Origin of the sequence: Collinsella sp., assembly GCF_052346665.1 — a bacterium.
Taxonomy (GTDB): Bacteria; Actinomycetota; Coriobacteriia; order Coriobacteriales; family Coriobacteriaceae; genus Collinsella.
In genome coordinates this window covers 44,415-59,389 of sequence record NZ_DAWDUX010000007.1, presented here as the reverse complement: position 1 = coordinate 59,389, position 14,975 = coordinate 44,415, and the positions used below count along the sequence as shown (strand labels likewise).

13 protein-coding genes are annotated in these 14,975 nt (G+C 64.9%); 9 read left to right on the top strand and 4 right to left on the bottom strand.

Annotation, left to right across the window (positions count from 1 at the left end; genetic code table 11):
* A partial coding sequence (locus tag ACT8II_RS02295; RefSeq protein WP_443812913.1) for a ribose-phosphate pyrophosphokinase-like domain-containing protein occupies positions 1-288 on the bottom strand: 288 nt, incomplete at its 3' end.
* A 264-nt stretch (positions 289-552) separates the two neighbouring features.
* On the bottom strand, positions 553-1,953 hold the full coding sequence (glmU, locus tag ACT8II_RS02290) for a bifunctional UDP-N-acetylglucosamine diphosphorylase/glucosamine-1-phosphate N-acetyltransferase GlmU (RefSeq protein WP_443812912.1): 1,401 nt from the start codon (positions 1,951-1,953) through the stop codon (positions 553-555).
* A gap of 131 nt (positions 1,954-2,084) precedes the next feature.
* On the opposite strand from glmU, the gene ACT8II_RS02285 reads away from it, so the two are divergent.
* From ACT8II_RS02285 to ACT8II_RS02270, 4 genes are all read left to right on the top strand, one after another.
* Entirely contained in the window at positions 2,085-3,110 is a 1,026-nt protein-coding gene (locus ACT8II_RS02285; RefSeq protein ID WP_443812911.1) for an energy-coupling factor transporter transmembrane component T, read from the top strand.
* Positions 3,107-4,798: an ABC transporter ATP-binding protein gene (locus ACT8II_RS02280; protein ID WP_443812910.1), complete on the top strand. Its 1,692-nt coding sequence runs from the start codon at positions 3,107-3,109 to the stop codon at positions 4,796-4,798. The genes ACT8II_RS02285 and ACT8II_RS02280 overlap by 4 nt, the downstream gene beginning before the upstream one ends.
* Positions 4,799-4,803: 5 nt before the next feature.
* The gene (locus tag ACT8II_RS02275) at positions 4,804-5,565 is read left to right on the top strand and encodes a DUF6580 family putative transport protein (RefSeq protein ID WP_443812909.1); all 762 of its coding nucleotides are present in this window, start codon (positions 4,804-4,806) and stop codon (positions 5,563-5,565) included.
* A 65-nt stretch (positions 5,566-5,630) separates the two neighbouring features.
* On the top strand, positions 5,631-6,710 hold the full coding sequence (locus ACT8II_RS02270; protein ID WP_443812908.1) for a cation:proton antiporter domain-containing protein: 1,080 nt from the start codon (positions 5,631-5,633) through the stop codon (positions 6,708-6,710).
* Here ACT8II_RS02270 and ACT8II_RS02265 read toward each other — a convergent pair.
* The gene (locus ACT8II_RS02265; protein WP_302741968.1) at positions 6,602-7,438 is read right to left on the bottom strand and encodes an exodeoxyribonuclease III; all 837 of its coding nucleotides are present in this window, start codon (positions 7,436-7,438) and stop codon (positions 6,602-6,604) included. The two genes, ACT8II_RS02270 and ACT8II_RS02265, sit on opposite strands and share 109 nt — an antisense overlap.
* 173 nt (positions 7,439-7,611) lie before the next feature.
* Between ACT8II_RS02265 and folP the strand changes: the two genes are divergently transcribed.
* A complete protein-coding gene (gene folP / locus ACT8II_RS02260) occupies positions 7,612-9,369 on the top strand; it encodes a dihydropteroate synthase (protein ID WP_443812907.1) in 1,758 nt (585 codons plus the stop codon).
* A gap of 111 nt (positions 9,370-9,480) precedes the next feature.
* Here folP and ACT8II_RS02255 read toward each other — a convergent pair whose 3' ends face one another.
* Positions 9,481-10,245: a type III pantothenate kinase gene (locus tag ACT8II_RS02255; RefSeq protein ID WP_294122247.1), complete on the bottom strand. Its 765-nt coding sequence runs from the start codon at positions 10,243-10,245 to the stop codon at positions 9,481-9,483.
* Positions 10,246-10,398: 153 nt separating this feature from the next.
* Here ACT8II_RS02255 and ACT8II_RS02250 point away from each other — a divergent pair, with 153 nt between their 5' ends.
* From ACT8II_RS02250 to ACT8II_RS02235, 4 genes are all read left to right on the top strand, one after another.
* Positions 10,399-11,082 (top strand): cytochrome c maturation protein CcmE domain-containing protein, encoded by a 684-nt coding sequence (locus ACT8II_RS02250; RefSeq protein WP_443812906.1) that lies wholly within the window; start codon positions 10,399-10,401, stop codon positions 11,080-11,082.
* Positions 11,083-11,163: 81 nt separating this feature from the next.
* A complete protein-coding gene (locus tag ACT8II_RS02245) occupies positions 11,164-13,362 on the top strand; it encodes a heme lyase CcmF/NrfE family subunit (protein ID WP_443812905.1) in 2,199 nt (732 codons plus the stop codon).
* Positions 13,359-14,138, top strand: coding sequence for an ABC transporter ATP-binding protein (locus ACT8II_RS02240; RefSeq protein WP_118654061.1), 780 nt, complete (start codon positions 13,359-13,361; stop codon positions 14,136-14,138). Before ACT8II_RS02245 ends, ACT8II_RS02240 begins: the two co-directional genes overlap by 4 nt.
* Positions 14,139-14,975: a heme exporter protein CcmB gene (locus ACT8II_RS02235; RefSeq protein WP_294122254.1), complete on the top strand. Its 837-nt coding sequence runs from the start codon at positions 14,139-14,141 to the stop codon at positions 14,973-14,975. It begins immediately after the preceding gene.

Genomic DNA, 14,975 nt, shown 5'->3' with positions numbered 1-14,975 from the left:
GCGGGCGGATGCGCGCTTGGCGGCGTCGGTGGCGATGAGGAGCTCCATCAGCATGTCGTTGACGTTGCCGCCGGCGACGGACTGGATGAGGAACACGTCGGCGCCACGGACGGTCTCGTCGTAACGGGCGTAGATCTCGCCGTTGGCGAACTGCTTGAGGGTGAGTCCGGAGAGCTCAACGCCGAGCTGGTTGGCGATCTTCTGGGCAAGCGGACGGTTGGAGGAACCGGAGTACACTCGCAGGATCTTGCTCATATCAACGGTCTTTTTGGGATCGGTTGTTGGCATGACTTCTCCTTTATACGCCACAACATCCATACACGCTCTATATATTAGCCACTTTGCCAGCTATTTGACCATCGATAATCCGCCCAAGGAAACTTCATCGGTGAGAGGAGCGGTGTTTCAATTGGGGACAGGTACAAATTGAAAATATGCCGGGCTTGCGGCGTTCATGAAAAAGCCGGCCTTCCGAAGTGACGGATGGCCGGCGGACCCTTGGCGAAGCACCTCGGGCGGCATGTTCAATTTGTGCCTGTCCCCAATTGAAACTTAGAGGCGAGCGCGGCGCTTCTCGGTGTAGCCCTCGATGATGCGCTGGTCGTTACGCTCGACGGCGAGCGCGCCGCTGGGCACGTCACGTGTGATGCAGCTGCTCGCGCCGGTGATCGCGTCGTCGCCGATGTTCACGGGGGCGACCATCATGGTGTCCGAGCCAATGAACGTGCGGTCGCCGATGGTGGTGGCGTGTTTGTTCTTGCCGTCGTAGTTGCAGGTGATGGAGCCCGCGCCCACGTTGACGCCGGCGCCCATGGTGGTGTCGCCAATGTAGGAGAGGTGCGGCACCTTGGAGCCCACGCCAATGGTGGACTTCTTGATCTCCACATGCGTGCCCACGTGCGCGCGGTCGAGCAAGTGCGTACCCGGGCGCAGGTAGCAGCGGGGGCCGCAGGTGACGCCGTTCTCGATCGCAACGTCGATGGCCACGGTTTCATCGAGCGAACAGTTGTCGCCGGCGACCACGTTGGTGAGGCGGGTGTTGGGGCCGAGCTGGCAGCCCTCTCCGATGCGGCAGGTGCCGATGAGGTGCGTCTGCGGCCACACGACCGTGTCGCGACCGATTGTCGCGTCGGGGGAAATCCACGCCTGGGCGGGATCGATGAACGTGACGCCCTCGGTCATGAGGCGCTCGTTGATGCGGTCGCGCGCGATGGCGGTGAGCTCGGCGAGCTGCACGCGGCTGTTCACGCCCAGGCCGTCGCGGTAGTCATCGCAGTGGAAGATGGTGACGGCATGGCCGTGGCCCTTGAGGATCTCGACCATGTCGGGCAAGTAGTACTCAGCCTGCGCGTTGTCGTTGCCGATTTCGCCGATGTGGGCGGCGAGCAGCGCACCGTCGAAGGCGTAGCAGCCGGCATTGCATTCCAGCAGCTCGGCATCCTGCTCGGGCGTGCAATCCTTCTGTTCGATGATGCGGTTGACCGAGCCGTCTGCGGCGAGCTCGATGCGGCCGTAGCCGAAGGGCGCAGGCGGAGTGAAGGTGAGCACCGCACCGGCGTGTGTGCCGTTGGCGACCGTGTTGGCGAAGGTGCGGATGGTGTCGGCCTGGATGAGCGGCAGGTCGCCGTTGAGGACCACGATGGGTCCGGCATCGATGCCGGTGGCCTCCAGCGCGCAGCGGACGGCGTGACCGGTGCCGAGGCGCTCGGCCTGCTCGACGCACTCGACGACACCGGCGGCAGGCGTGCCCTCATAGGCACTGGCGATCATGGCGCGGACCTCATCGGAGTGGCTACCCACAACAACGATGACGCGGTTGCAGCCCGCCGCGAGCGCGGAGTCGATGACCCAACAGGCCAGGGGCTTTCCCAAAATCTTGTGAGACACTTTGGCATGGTTTGACTTCATGCGCGTGCCCTCGCCGGCGGCCATTACAATCGCGGTAACATCCATATATGGCTCCCAAAGATTGGTTGCAGGTTCCACGCGCGCATGGCGCGCGTAATGCGATGATACCGCAGCGTGGGAGGCGGATGGTGCGCACCGGGGGATGCGCGTGCAATTGTCACAGGGGAGGTGCGCTCTTGGCTCAGGCAGTACGACACACGGCGTTCGACGCCATGCACCCCGTGGTGCCCGCGGTGTTCATCACGATCACGCTCGCTCTCACCATGTTTTCGATGCATCCGGTCTTGGTGGCTATCTCGTTCGCCGGCGGATTTGCATACGCGGCGTGCGCGCGCGGCATCTGGGCGGCGCTGGGGTCACTGCGCTGGCAGCTGCCGGTGGTTCTCGTGATCACCCTGGTGAACCCCCTGTTCGTCCACATGGGGTCGACCGAGCTGTTCGTGTTCTTTGGGCGACCGGTCTTTATGGAGAGCTTGCTCTACGGCTGCGCGATGGCGCTTTTGTTCCTCGCGAGCGTTCAGTGGTTCGCCGCCGCCTCCGCGATGCTTTCGTATGACAAGGTTTTGGGCTTGTTGGGAAATTCGATTCCCGTTGTGGCACTTATGGTCTCGATGACGATGCGCCTGGTGCCGAGGTTTTTGAGGCAGGGTCGCGCGATTGCGTCAGCGCAGGATGTGGCGCGGAGCTGCGCGGTGTCTGCGGGGGGCGGTGCCGATAGCGGTGCAGAGACGAGGTCGAAGGAGCATGGTTTGCAAGGGCCGCGTGCGTTGCGGACGAGCGCGGAGGCCGTTGTCGGCGCGTCGGGGTGGCACCTGCCGTTGAGATCAGGGGGGCGCGCTGCCCGGGGTCGAGGGCTGCCCGCCGGCGTTGCGAGCCGGTTGCGTCAGAGCTCCGTGCTCATGGGGTGGGCTATGGAGGACTCGCTTGAGACGGCCGACGCCATGCGCGCCCGGGGCTGGGGCGCCTGCAAGCGCAGGACGACCTACATGCCGTATCGGTTCACGCCGCGCGATGCCGCGGCGGCGGCGATGCTGCTGATGGGAGGGCTCCTGTGCGCGTGGGCCTCCTGGACGTTGACCGCGCCCTACGCGTTCTACCCGCGTCTTAGCCCTATTGATATGTGGTGGGGGTACCTGCCGTATGCAGCCTGGATGTTCACGCCCGCCGTGCTCCATATATATGAGATGAGGAGATTCGCATGAGCGATTGCCAAGCCGGTATGGGCAGCGGAGGGCTCGGTACGGGCGGCGGAGGGCTCCACACGGACGATGAGCTCCACGCGGACGATGGGCTTTGCACGGACGACGGGCTTTGCGCGGACGGCACGGGGCTCCGCGCGGACGATGGTGGAGCTCGCGCGCAGGCCGGAGCCCCCGCGCACGCGCCTGCCCCGGAGCGGGTCGGAGCTCGCACGCGGACCGGAGTTCGCGCGAAGACCGGAGCTCGCGCGCGGGCACTTGCCCCGGCGCTCTCTTTCCAAGGTCTGTCTTTTTCCTATCCCCATTCGTCCACGCCCGCTTTGGTGGATGTCGACCTGAGTATTGAGCCGGGCGCGTTTGCCCTATTGGTGGGTGATACCGGTTCGGGCAAGTCCACCCTGCTGTCGCTGGTGAAGCCGCAGATTGCGCCAGCTGGGTGCCGGGCAGGATCGGTTCGGGTGTTCGGACGTCCGGTGGGGGGCCTTTCGGACGAGGAATCTGCCCGTACGGTGGGGTTTGTCTTCCAGGATCCCGATAACCAGATCGTGTGCGACAGCGTGTGGCACGAGATGGCGTTTGGCTTGGAGAACCTGGGCGTTCCCCAGGCCGAGATGCGGCGTCGCGTGGCGGAGGCCGGGTATTTCTTTGGCATGGGTGATTGGTTTCGCTGCGCCACGGACGCGCTCTCGGGTGGGCGCAAACAGCTTCTGGCCTTGGCATCCACGCTGGTGATGCAGCCGCGCCTGCTGCTGCTCGACGAGCCCACGGCGCAGCTTGATCCCATTGCGACCAAGAATTTCCTGCATGCGCTGTTTCGCGTGAATCGCGAGCTGGGCTGTACGGTGATCGTGGCCACCCATGCGCCGGAGCTCATGGCAGATTACGCCACGTGCGCGTTCGAGCTGCGGAGCGGTCGCGTGCACGAGGTGGCGCTCGAGGAGTTTGGCCGCTGCGTTTCCATGCGAGGAGCTGCAGGCGAGGCGGCTGCTACGACCACGCACGCTGGTCGGATGCACGCCGGTGCCGCGAACGGCGGCACTGCCGTCGAGGTGCGTGGTGCGTGGTTTCGCTATGGACGCGACGAAGATTGGGTCCTGCGCGGCACCGAGCTGTCCGTGCGCGCGGGCGAGCTGCACGCTCTGGTGGGTGGCAATGGCTGCGGAAAGTCCACGCTGCTGGCGCTGATGGCGGGAACGAAACGCGTGCAGAAGGGCATCGTTCGCATCGATGCGCGCGAGAGGGCCCTGCTGCCGCAGGACCCCAAGGCATTGTTCGCCGAGGAGTGCGTGCTAGACGAGCTTATGGAGTGGTCGAGCGTTGGAGCTTACGGGCCGCAAGAGGTCGAGGCCATGCTTTCGAGGCTTGGCCTTGCCGACCGCGCCGCTGCGCATCCGTATGATTTGTCGGGCGGTCAGCGTCAGCTGCTTGCCTTGGGCAAGGTGCTCCTGGTACGGCCGCGCTTGCTGCTGCTCGATGAGCCCACCAAGGGGCTCGACCGCGCGGCTCGCCGCAGGGTCGCGGAGGTGCTCGAGGAGGAACGCGTGCGGGGTGCCACCATCGTTATGGCGACGCACGACCTGGAGCTCGTCTCGAGCCTTGCCAACAGCGTCTCGCTGCTGTTTGACGGCGAGGCTGCCTGCACGGAGCCTGCCGACGAGTTCTTCCGCAACAACATCTTCTACCGGTTGTGATGCACATGAGGTTTGACGACGAGAAACAGCGCGCTGCGGCATCGCCTGACGGGCTGGCCGCCTATCCCGGAGGAGCCCTGCTCGAGGTCGTGCTCCTCGCTGCGGTTCCGCTTGCGATGGGATTGGCCCTCGTTGCGGGCTTTGCCCAAACGGCGCTGCTCATGTTGCTGGTGGTGACGGTGGTGCTCGCCTTGTTCTTCGCGGGGTACGAGGCGGGTCGTCCGGCGCTGAGGCAGATTATGCCCACGCTTGTGCTCTCCGCCCTTGCGGCCGCCGGGCGTATCTTGTTCGCCGCGGTGCCGGACTTCAAGCCGGTCTCGGCCATCGCGATCATCGCCGGAGCCACCCTGGGCCGCCGAAACGGCTTCATGGTTGGGGCCCTCGCCGCGCTCGCCAGTAACTTCTTCTTTGGTCAGGGCATGTGGAGTCCGTGGCAGATGTACGCCTGGGGCATGGTCGGATACCTGGGCGGAGTGCTCGCAAGCGCCGGCGTATTCGACAACCGCGCCACGGGTAAGCCGCGTATGGTGGCACTCGTCACATGCGGACTTGCTTCTGGGGCCCTCTACGGCGTGATCATCAACGCCTACGGCGTCTTGGGGTTCGTGCGCCCGTTTACCTGGCCTGGCGCTCTGGCGTATGTGGCGGCATCGCTGCCGTTCGACGTCATTCACGGTGTTGCGACCGCGGTGTTTCTTGCGGTCCTGTATGGCCCGTGGACGCGCCGCATCAACCGTGTGGTGCGCAAATACGGCCTTCGTGGGTAAACTGATCTCATGCAAACATCATATGTAGCTGATTCGACCGGGCGCGTGCCCACCCGGAGGTCCACATGCACGGAGACAGCATTCTCCTCGCCACATTTGTAACCGCCCTCGTCGCGGCGTTTTTGGGCGGCATCCTCGCCCGTGCCGCGCGCCTCCCACCGGTTGTGGGTTACCTGCTCGGCGGTCTTGCGGTAGGGCCGTTCACCCCGGGCTTCATCGGAGATTCGCATGCGATGAGCCAGCTTGCCGAGGTGGGCGTCATGTTCATGATGTTCGGCACCGGCCTGCACTTCTCCTTCGATGACCTCGTGGCCGTGCGCCGCGTTGCGGTGCCGGGTGCCTTGCTGCAAACAGCCCTCGGCACGCTCGCCGGCTGTGGGCTGGGTCTTGCTCTTGGCTGGCCGATCGAGGCGGGCATCATGCTCGGCCTGTCCGTATCCATCGCTTCGACGGTCGTGCTCATCAAAAACCTGGCCGACGCGGGCCTCGCCGACACCGAGGGGGGTCGCATCGCGACGGGATGGCTCATCGTGGAGGACCTGATCACGGTGGTGATTTTGGTGGTGCTCCCGGTGGCGTTTCGCGCGGGGCTCGCAAGCTCGCTCACCATTGCGGCAGGTTTGTCGCAGATTGGCGAGTTCTCGTTTCTCATTGGACAGACGGGCATGGCGCTCGGCGTGCTCACGCAGGATCAGTACAGCCTGATTCTTGGCGCGGCGGTGCTGTCTATTGCGCTGAACAGTTTTGTGTTCAAGGCGCGCATGCCGCTTGAGCACGCGTTGGGTGGGGTTCCCGCTCTTGCGCGGCTGTATGGCGAGGCCGTCGGCACTGATGCGCCCGGCGCGGGCGCGCTGGATGGGTTCTCGTCCGGCAAGGTCTTGCTCGATGGTGCCGCGCCCGAGGGGGTCGATGCTGGCGGATTGCGGGATTCGGTGCCGCGCGCGGATAACGCGCTTCGCGGCGGTACGGAGACGCGCGGGAGTCGACGGCAAAGGTGCGCGCCATGCGCCCGCCCGCCCGCGATTGCCGTCGTTGCTTACAGCTCGATCTCCAGCGTGACGGGGCAATGGTCCGAGCCGAAGATGTCGCTGCGGATGCCCGTGGCGCGCACGCGGTCGGCGATGGAATCGCTCACCAGGAAGTAGTCGATGCGCCAGCCCGCATTGTTCTTGCGTGCGTTGAAGCGGTAGCTCCACCAGCTGTAGGCGCCCTCGAGGCCGGGGTTGGCGGCGCGGAAGGTGTCGGTGTAGCCGGCGTCGAGCAGCTCGCCGAACTTGGCCCGCTCCTCATCGGAGAAGCCCGCGTTGCCGCGGTTCGACTTGGGGTTCTTGAGGTCGATCTCGTTATGGGCGACGTTGAAATCCCCGCAGGTCACGACGGGTTTGCCGGTCTCGTCCTCGAGGGAGCGCAGGAAGGCGCGGTAGGCGTCGTCCCATGCCATGCGCACGTCCAGGCGGGCGAGCTCGTTTTGGGCGTTGGGCGTGTAGACGTCCACGAACCAATAGTGCTCGAACTCGAGCGCGCACACGCGGCCCTCGGTTGCCGCCGCGGCAACCAGCTCGAGGCGGTCGTCGTCGAGTCCCGCCCCGCGGCCCGCGGCGAGCACGGCGTCGGCGTGGCGGACGGAGAGGGGCTCCTCACGGCTGAACACGGCGGTGCCCGAGTAACCCTTGCGCTCGGCGTAGCTCCACGTTTGGTGGTAGCCGGGCAGGTCGATGTCGACCTGGCCCTCCTGCAGCTTGGTCTCCTGCAGAGCGAGTACGTCGGCGTCGAGCTCGGCGGCGATGTCGGTGAAGCTCGGGTCCTTCTTGAGGACGGCGCGCAGGCCGTTCACGTTCCAAGAGGCGAGGCGGTAAGTCCGGGTGGCGGTCATAGAGGGCTCCATTTCTGCATCTGCAGAGTGCATCAACGAGCTACATCTGCAGGGTGATGTAAGGTTTCATTCGGGTAACTATACTAGAGGAAATGGGAAATCGCGCGCGAGTGTGACGCGCCTGCCCTCGCTGGATACAATAGAGGGACTTGAACGTTCTCGAAAGGATCCTCATGGCACGCGATTCCAAAGTCTGGCGCTGCGGCAAGTACGAGCTCAAGTTCGATCGCCCGCGCATCATGGGCGTCCTGAACGTGACCCCCGATTCGTTTAGCGATGGCGGCGAGCACCTCGACACCGATGCCGCGATCGCGCACGGGCTCAAGATGCTCGACGACGGTGCCGACATCATCGATGTCGGTGGCGAGTCCACACGCCCCGGCTTTACCCCGGTCGATCCCGATACTGAGGCGCAGCGCGTGTTGCCCGTGGTCAAGGCCCTTGCGCGGGCGGGTGCCATCGTGTCGATCGACACGCGTCATGTGGAGGTTGCCAAGGCCGCCGTGCGCGTGGGCGCGTCGATCGTGAACGACGTGACGGGCTTCACGGACCCGCGCATGGTCGATTTTGTGAAGGATAGCGATTGCGGCCTCGTGGTCATGCATGCAGGTGAGGTGGGCGAGCTTGAGCGCCCGCGCACCCATACCGCCGTGCAGCTTGACACCTCGGCCGCCGCGTTCATGGCCGAGAAGGCTCGTGAGGCGGAGGCCGCGGCTCGCGCCTTGGGTGCAACCGGAAAGTCCAAGCGCGCCGCCAAGGCCAAGCTCATCTCGGGCATGATTCAGCCGCTGCAACCGCAGCTCCCGTTCGATGCCGCGGCGGTTGGCCCGAACGGCGACGCCGTCGCGCCCAGCGCTGAGTCTCCCGCCGCGGAGCCGTTGCCGACGTCTCCCGCCGCCGAGAGCGAGGTCGTCGCGCTCGACATGCCCCAGTCCGCCGCCGTTGCCGCGGAGCCCGCAGTAGCCGGTGACGACCTCGCCTCCGTTATGGCACGTTCCGCCGCTCGCACGGGCTCGGGTAACCGCACGTCGCAGCTCCGCCGCTTCACCCTGCCCGATTCCGCCCCCATCATGCGTCGCGTCATGGGTTTCCTCTCCGATCAGGCCCGCGCGCTCATTCACGCGGGCGTCGACCGCGAGCGCATCTGCCTCGATCCCGGCCCCGGTTTTGGCAAGGATGCCAACGAGGACATCGTGATCCAGCGCGAGATGGGCAAGATCGCCTCGCTCGGCTATCCCACGCTGTGCGCCGTGTCGCGCAAGCGCCTGGTGGGCGCCATCGCCGGTGTCGAGGACGCACATGACCGCGACATCGCCACCTTCGGCGTGTGCCTGGGAGCTATCGAGCAGGGTGCCAACATTGTTCGCGTGCACGACGTTGCGGGCTTTTACCAGTTCCTCAACGGCTTCTGGGCCATTGCGCGCCCTCAGCCTCGCCGCGCATACGTGGCGCTCGGATCGAACAAGGGCCAGCGAGAGGAGAACATCCGCGCCGCCCGCGACCTCATTGCGCAGATTCCCATGACGTGTGTCTCTGCCAGCTCGCGCATCTACGAAAGCGAGCCCGCGTACGAGACGCGCCAGCCGGCATTCGCCAACGCCGTGGTTGAGATCAAGACCGAGCTCGCTCCGCTCATCCTGCTCGAAGAGCTCATGAAGATCGAGCAGAAGCTCGGCCGCACACGCGGCAAGGGTACACGCCCCAACGGCCCGCGCGTTATCGACTGCGATCTGCTGTGGATGGATAACGAGATCCATGGCGGCGAAAAGCTACGCCTCCCGCATCCCGGCCTGGGCGAGCGCGATTTCGTGTTGGTTCCGCTTGAGGACCTCATGCATAACCCGGCGCGCTTCTTCCGCTACGAGGGCCTCGACGTCAAGGAGCCCGAGGACCGCGTGGGCCACGTAGTGGCGGAGCTCGGCACCCTGTAAGCCGCCCGCTCGCGTCCGCGGTGGGGGAGCGCATGCAGGCACCGCGCTGGGCTGAACTGGGTCAGGCTGAACGGACCCAGCCCAGGCCAGCCTGACCCAGTTTGGGCCGGGTTAGGCCAGGCGGCGGTAGATCTCGCAGATGCCCTTGATGGTGAGCTGGGTGTCGACCACATCGAAGACGTCGGTGGCCTCGGAGACGATGCCCGCAAGTCCGCCCGTGGCTATGACGCACGCGTCGTCGCGCCCCAGCTCGCGCTTGATGCGCGCGACCAGCCCCTCCGCCATCGCGGCGGCACCCACCACCGTGCCGCTCTGCACCGCCTCGACGGTGTTGCGCCCGATGGCATGTGCCGGAGCTTCGAGGGGCACGCTGGCCAAACGGGCCGCGCGGGCGGTAAGGGCATCGAGTGACACGCGGATCCCGGGGGCGATACACCCGCCGATATACGCTCCATGTTCGTTCACCACGTCGATGTTGGTCGCTGTGCCAAAGTCCACCACGATGCTCGGGCTGCCATAGAGCGCCGCTGCCGCGGTGGCGTTGGCAATGCGGTCGGCGCCGACTTCGGCAGGTGAGGCTGCCTCAATTGCGGTTACGGCGGAGGTTTGCGCCCCGACCACGATAAGACGCGCGCCAATCACTTCGGCCACGCCCTCCCATTCGCGCATGAGCTGAGGGACGACTCCGGCGAAGGCAATGGCATCCACGCAGGAGAGCTCGAGTCCGTCTTTGCGGAAATAGCCGAGCAGGCGCACGTGTATCTCGTCTTTGGTGAAGGCGCGGTCGGTGGGCATGCGCCAGGCATGCAGGAGCTCGTTGCCGTCAAACAGGCCGAGGGCGGTTTGCGTGTTACCCATGTCGATGGCTAGCAGCATGATGATGAACCTTCCGTTAACGGGGAGGAATTGCCGCACGATGCGGCCTGCCAGCGCACATTGTATACTTATTGGCTGTCAAAAACGCAAAGAGCGCCGCCATGGGCTCCCGCCGCGTCGGGGCGTCCGCGTGGCGAGGGCATGAGGAGCGACATGAACAAGAAGGCCAAGCGTCGTTTAGTGGTGATGGGCGGCATCATTGCCATTGCCATGCTGGTGATCGTGGCGATTGCGGGGGCGGGTGGTTCCGCTTCGTCGGTTACGGTCGCCGACGTCGCAACCGGATCGTACCAAGGTAAAAAAGTCCAGGCGAGCGGCGTGGTCGTGGCAGATTCTATCGAGAAGGACGGCGCGCGTGTGACCTTTGACATCGCGCCTGAGGATGAGTCGGGCGCGCCGAACCCCTCGGTTCGTCTGCGCGTTGGCTACGAGGGGGCGCTGCCCGCGACGTTTGGCGCGGGTGTTGTGGCCATCTGCACGGGTGACGTGGACAACCCGCCGTTCCTCAACTGCACGGAGATGGTCACCAAGTGCCCGTCCAAGTACGAGAGCGCCGAGGGATCCCTCACGGTGAAGGGTCTACTCGACCAGGCGGACGCCATGCTGTTCGAGGACACCAAGGTGTGCGGTTATGTTGAGGGTGACGTCAACGATGCCAGCTCCGCCATTCGATTCACCATCGAATCCCAGGGCGCTACGCTCAACGTGGTGTATAGCGGAGGGCTTGATGAGCAGATCGCGGACGGCGTCGCCGTGGTCGTGTCCGGTCATCTTGATTCCGATGGCAACTTCGTGGCGACGGAGCAGCCTGCAATTGATGCCTCCATCACCAAGTAGGAACGTAAAGGACAACGAAATGGGCCCGTGGGCGCGCATGGCGTCGACGCGCGGGATGTCGAGATACGGGAAAGGTGCTGCATGGTATCGACGATAGGTAATGTATTCCAGGCGCTCGCCCTGGTATTCGCGCTGGTGTCGGCAGTGCTGCTCGTGGCGAGCGGCAAAGTGGCAAGTACGGGGGCGGCAGGTTCCGGCGCCGCGCCCTCAACGGCCCCGGAACCCTCGGTGCCGATTGCGCGCATGCGCCACGCTGGGCAGGCGTTCGTCTACGCGAGCTTCGCCCTGCTGACGGCATGTGTGGGCATCATCCTCGTGTGCATGCTCACGGAGAATTACAGCCTAGCGTATGTGGTTTCGAATTACCCCGCGACGGACAGCCCCCTGCAGCCGCTCTACCGGGTGAGTGCCGTGTGGGCCGGTCGCCAGGGATCGCTGCTGTTGTGGACGTGGCTCATCTCCGCCTTCGTTGCCGTGCAGGCGTGCCGTCGCCGCCGCGCACATGAGGACCTCACGTTGGTGGCCCTGGGCGTGGCGCAGGTCATCGTCGCCCTGTTCGTCGCAGCGCTCGTGTTCTCGAGCTCCAACAATCCGTTCATGCCCACCGCCGCCGAGTACCTCAACGCCGACGGCACGCTCGCCAGCAAGATCGGCGGCATGAACCCGTTGCTCATGCATTGGGCGATGATTCTCCACCCGCCGGCGACCTTCATCGGCTACGCCGCCATGACGTTGACGTTCGCGTACGCCATGGCGGCTCTTATCACGGGCGATCTTTCGGCCCGCTGGGTCGAACTGTGCGACCGCGTTGCGGTGTTCGGTTTTATCTTCCTGTCCATCGGCATGGGCCTGGGTGCCGTGTGGGCGTACGTGGTCCTGGGCTGGGGCGGTTTTTGGGCATGGGACGCCGTGGAGAATGCGAGCCTTATGAGCTGGCTCACCTGCGTGGCGATGATCCACAGCTTTACGATGTACCGTAAGCACGGCATCTTCAAGCGTTGGAGCATGTTCACTGCCACCATCACGTTCATTTTCGTGGTGCTTGGCACGTTCATCACGCGCTCGGGCTTGGTCCAAAGTGTGCATGCGTTTGCCGAGGACCCGGTGTCCACATATTTCTTCCTAGCGATTATGGTGGCAAGTGGCCTAGCGTTTTTGCTTGGCCTGCTGTACCGTCACGGCGAGATCGGCGAGGATGACGACCAGATCGAGTCGATGCTCTCCAAGAACGGATCGTACTATCTCACGAACATCATCATGGTGATGGCGGGCGCGCTCGTGGCCTACCTTACGGTGTCGAGCGCCCTTCCCACATGGATGCCGCTGGGCGGCGCCGTGGTCGCGGCGGGTGCGTATAACGCCGTGGCGCGGCCGGTCGCCGTCGTGGTGCTACTGCTCATGGCTGTGTGTCCGCTCCTTGGTTGGCGCAAGACGCAGGGCCCTGCGTTTTGGGGGCATATGCGCCGTCCGCTTGCGGTGGCCGCCTGCCTTTTTGTGGCCGGACTTGTGCTCTTTGGGACGAAGCTGATGCCCACCTACAGTGCCATCTTGGCCGATGGCGGATCGGCTGCCGACGCTTTGGCCGAACAGGGGCCCGCGGTGTATTACTTCGCGCTGACAATCGTGGCCCTCGCGGCTATTTCGCTGCTGATTGCCGCTTCGGCCTACCTTTTGGTGCGCGGGGTGCGGGCCCGCATGCGGAACAAAGGAGAGGGCGCGCCGGCCGCCGCGTTCAACCTGTTCCGTCGCTCGCCTGCGCAGGCCGGCGGCTACCTGTGCCACCTGGGCATTGCGATCGCCGCGCTCGGTCTGGTGGGTTCCATGATGTACGTGCGCGATGTGACGGTGAGCCTTGCCGGCGAGAAGGGCGAGTCGGTCCAGGTGGGGGGCTACGTGCTGACCCTGACCGATACCGAGCGCTATGCCGACAGCCAGGATAACGAAGTCATGCGCGTGGAACTTGATGTGGCTAATGAGCAGGGGAACCTAATGGGGCATGTGGCACCTTCCATGAAGGTTGCCGCCGCAACGAGTCAGTCGACCCTCGATGCCGCGGTGCTTACGCGTCCGCTCGAAGACTTGTTCGTGGCGTTCCAGGGCCTGAACGCCGACGGCACGCTTTCCATCAACGTCAAGGTCAACCCGCTCATCCTGTTGACTTGGGCGGGCGGCGCCATCTCGACTTTAGGCATCGTCTTGGCATTCGCGCCGCGTCGTGCCACGCCGCTGCTGGCGGCAGACGAGCGCGCTCGTGCCCAAGCGAAGGCGAATGCGCGATGACGGCCCGTCCCCTGCCGTTTGCCCCCGGTTCCCGCGATGGGGCTTTGGGAGCGTGCGATCCGTTCGCCATTGAAGCGCGTGGCCTTGTCAAGCAGTTCGGCGGCAGGCGCGCGTTGGATGGGGTCGACCTCGTGCTGCCCCAAGGCGCCTTCCTCTCGATATTTGGCCCCAACGGCGCCGGCAAGACGACGTTACTGCGCGAGCTCGCCTTGCTGGCGCGCCCCACATGCGGCGAACTGCGTATGCTCGGCGTAAATGCCCTGGAGGAGCCCGATGCCTTGCGCGCTCGCGTAGGGCTCATTTCCCACAAGCCGATGCTCTATGGAGACCTGACCGCCCAAGAGAACCTGGCGTTCTTCGCCTCGCTCTACGGCATGGCGGGTGCTGCGGCACAGGCGCGCATCGACGATTTGCTGCGTTTGGTCGAGCTCGATCATCGGCGGAACGACTGCGTGCGTACGTTCTCGCGCGGCATGCAGCAGCGGCTCTCGATTGCCCGGGCACTTATCAGCGACCCCGAGATCGTGTTGCTCGATGAACCCTATTCCGGACTCGACCCTCATGCGGCGGAGCTCTTCGACCAGCTTATCGACCGTGTGCGCGAGGGGCGGACCTTCGTGATGGTGAGTCATGACCTCGAGAAGGGCTACGACCTATGCACCCATGCCCTCATCCTGGCGCAGGGCGCGGTCGTGGTGTGCGCCCAGAAGGCCGACGTGGACCGCGGGGCATTCCGCGACTTGTATTTGGCGACCGTGGGAATGGGGGTGGCGTAGATGGAGGAGAAGCGGGAGAGCCTGCGTCGTGGCGACGTGGGGGCGCAGGGTGCCGTTGTCGCTCCGGGTGCCGCCGTTGGCGCGGGTGCTATCGGCGTCCCGCGCGCCTCGGACGCCCCGGCCAAGCCCTCAACCTCCAAACCCTCGGCGTTCGCCCAGTATCGCGCCCTGTTGGGCAAGGACGTGCGGCAGGAATTGCGCACGCGCGAGATGCTCACCTCGATGGCTGTGTACTCGCTTTTGGTGCTGACGGTGTACGGGGCCGCGTTGGCGCAGGTGGGGGACAAACTGCAGGTTGTCTCCTTTTCCGGCGGTCTGCTGTGGGCACTTATCGTGTTTACGAGCCTGCTTGGTCTCAATCGCAGTTTTTCGCACGAGACCGAGTCGGGCTGCCTGGAGGGCATCCTGCTGGCGCCGGTTGACCGCGCGGTCGTGTTCTTGGCCAAGACGACTTCGAATCTGCTGTTCCTGCTCGCCGTTGAGCTGGTGACCGTACCGCTGTTCTTCGTCTTCTTCCTCTCGGGTGCACCGCTGTCCGCCACTGCGCCGATGATCGTGCTGCCGTTGTTGGTGGGCACGGTGGGCGTCGCCGGTGTGGGCACCTTGCTGTCGACCATGGCGATCGACACGCGCGGCAAGGACGTCTTGCTCGCCATCCTGTTCATACCGGTGGCGTTTCCGCTGCTGTATGCATGCGTCTCGGCCACCGGCGTCGCGCTCGCTGGCGTTGAGGGAACCTTTGCCACGTTCTGGAGGAGCCTTGCGCTCGCCGGCACCTACGATGTCGTGATGATTGCAGCCGCTTGGGGCCTCTACGAGTTCGTTCTCGATTCGTGA

Excerpts from the sequence above, each read along its gene's own strand:
- glmU (WP_443812912.1), bottom strand. The coding sequence starts at position 1,953 with ATGGATGTTACCGCGATTGTAATGGCCGCCGGCGAGGGCACGCGCATG.
- ACT8II_RS02280 (WP_443812910.1), top strand. The coding sequence starts at position 3,107 with ATGAGCGATTGCCAAGCCGGTATGGGCAGCGGAGGGCTCGGTACGGGC.
- ACT8II_RS02275 (WP_443812909.1), top strand. The coding sequence starts at position 4,804 with ATGAGGTTTGACGACGAGAAACAGCGCGCTGCGGCATCGCCTGACGGG.
- ACT8II_RS02270 (WP_443812908.1), top strand. The coding sequence starts at position 5,631 with ATGCACGGAGACAGCATTCTCCTCGCCACATTTGTAACCGCCCTCGTC.
- ACT8II_RS02265 (WP_302741968.1), bottom strand. The coding sequence starts at position 7,438 with ATGACCGCCACCCGGACTTACCGCCTCGCCTCTTGGAACGTGAACGGC.
- folP (WP_443812907.1), top strand. The coding sequence starts at position 7,612 with ATGGCACGCGATTCCAAAGTCTGGCGCTGCGGCAAGTACGAGCTCAAG.
- ACT8II_RS02255 (WP_294122247.1), bottom strand. The coding sequence starts at position 10,245 with ATGCTGCTAGCCATCGACATGGGTAACACGCAAACCGCCCTCGGCCTG.
- ACT8II_RS02250 (WP_443812906.1), top strand. The coding sequence starts at position 10,399 with ATGAACAAGAAGGCCAAGCGTCGTTTAGTGGTGATGGGCGGCATCATT.
- ACT8II_RS02245 (WP_443812905.1), top strand. The coding sequence starts at position 11,164 with ATGGTATCGACGATAGGTAATGTATTCCAGGCGCTCGCCCTGGTATTC.
- ACT8II_RS02240 (WP_118654061.1), top strand. The coding sequence starts at position 13,359 with ATGACGGCCCGTCCCCTGCCGTTTGCCCCCGGTTCCCGCGATGGGGCT.
- ACT8II_RS02235 (WP_294122254.1), top strand. The coding sequence starts at position 14,139 with ATGGAGGAGAAGCGGGAGAGCCTGCGTCGTGGCGACGTGGGGGCGCAG.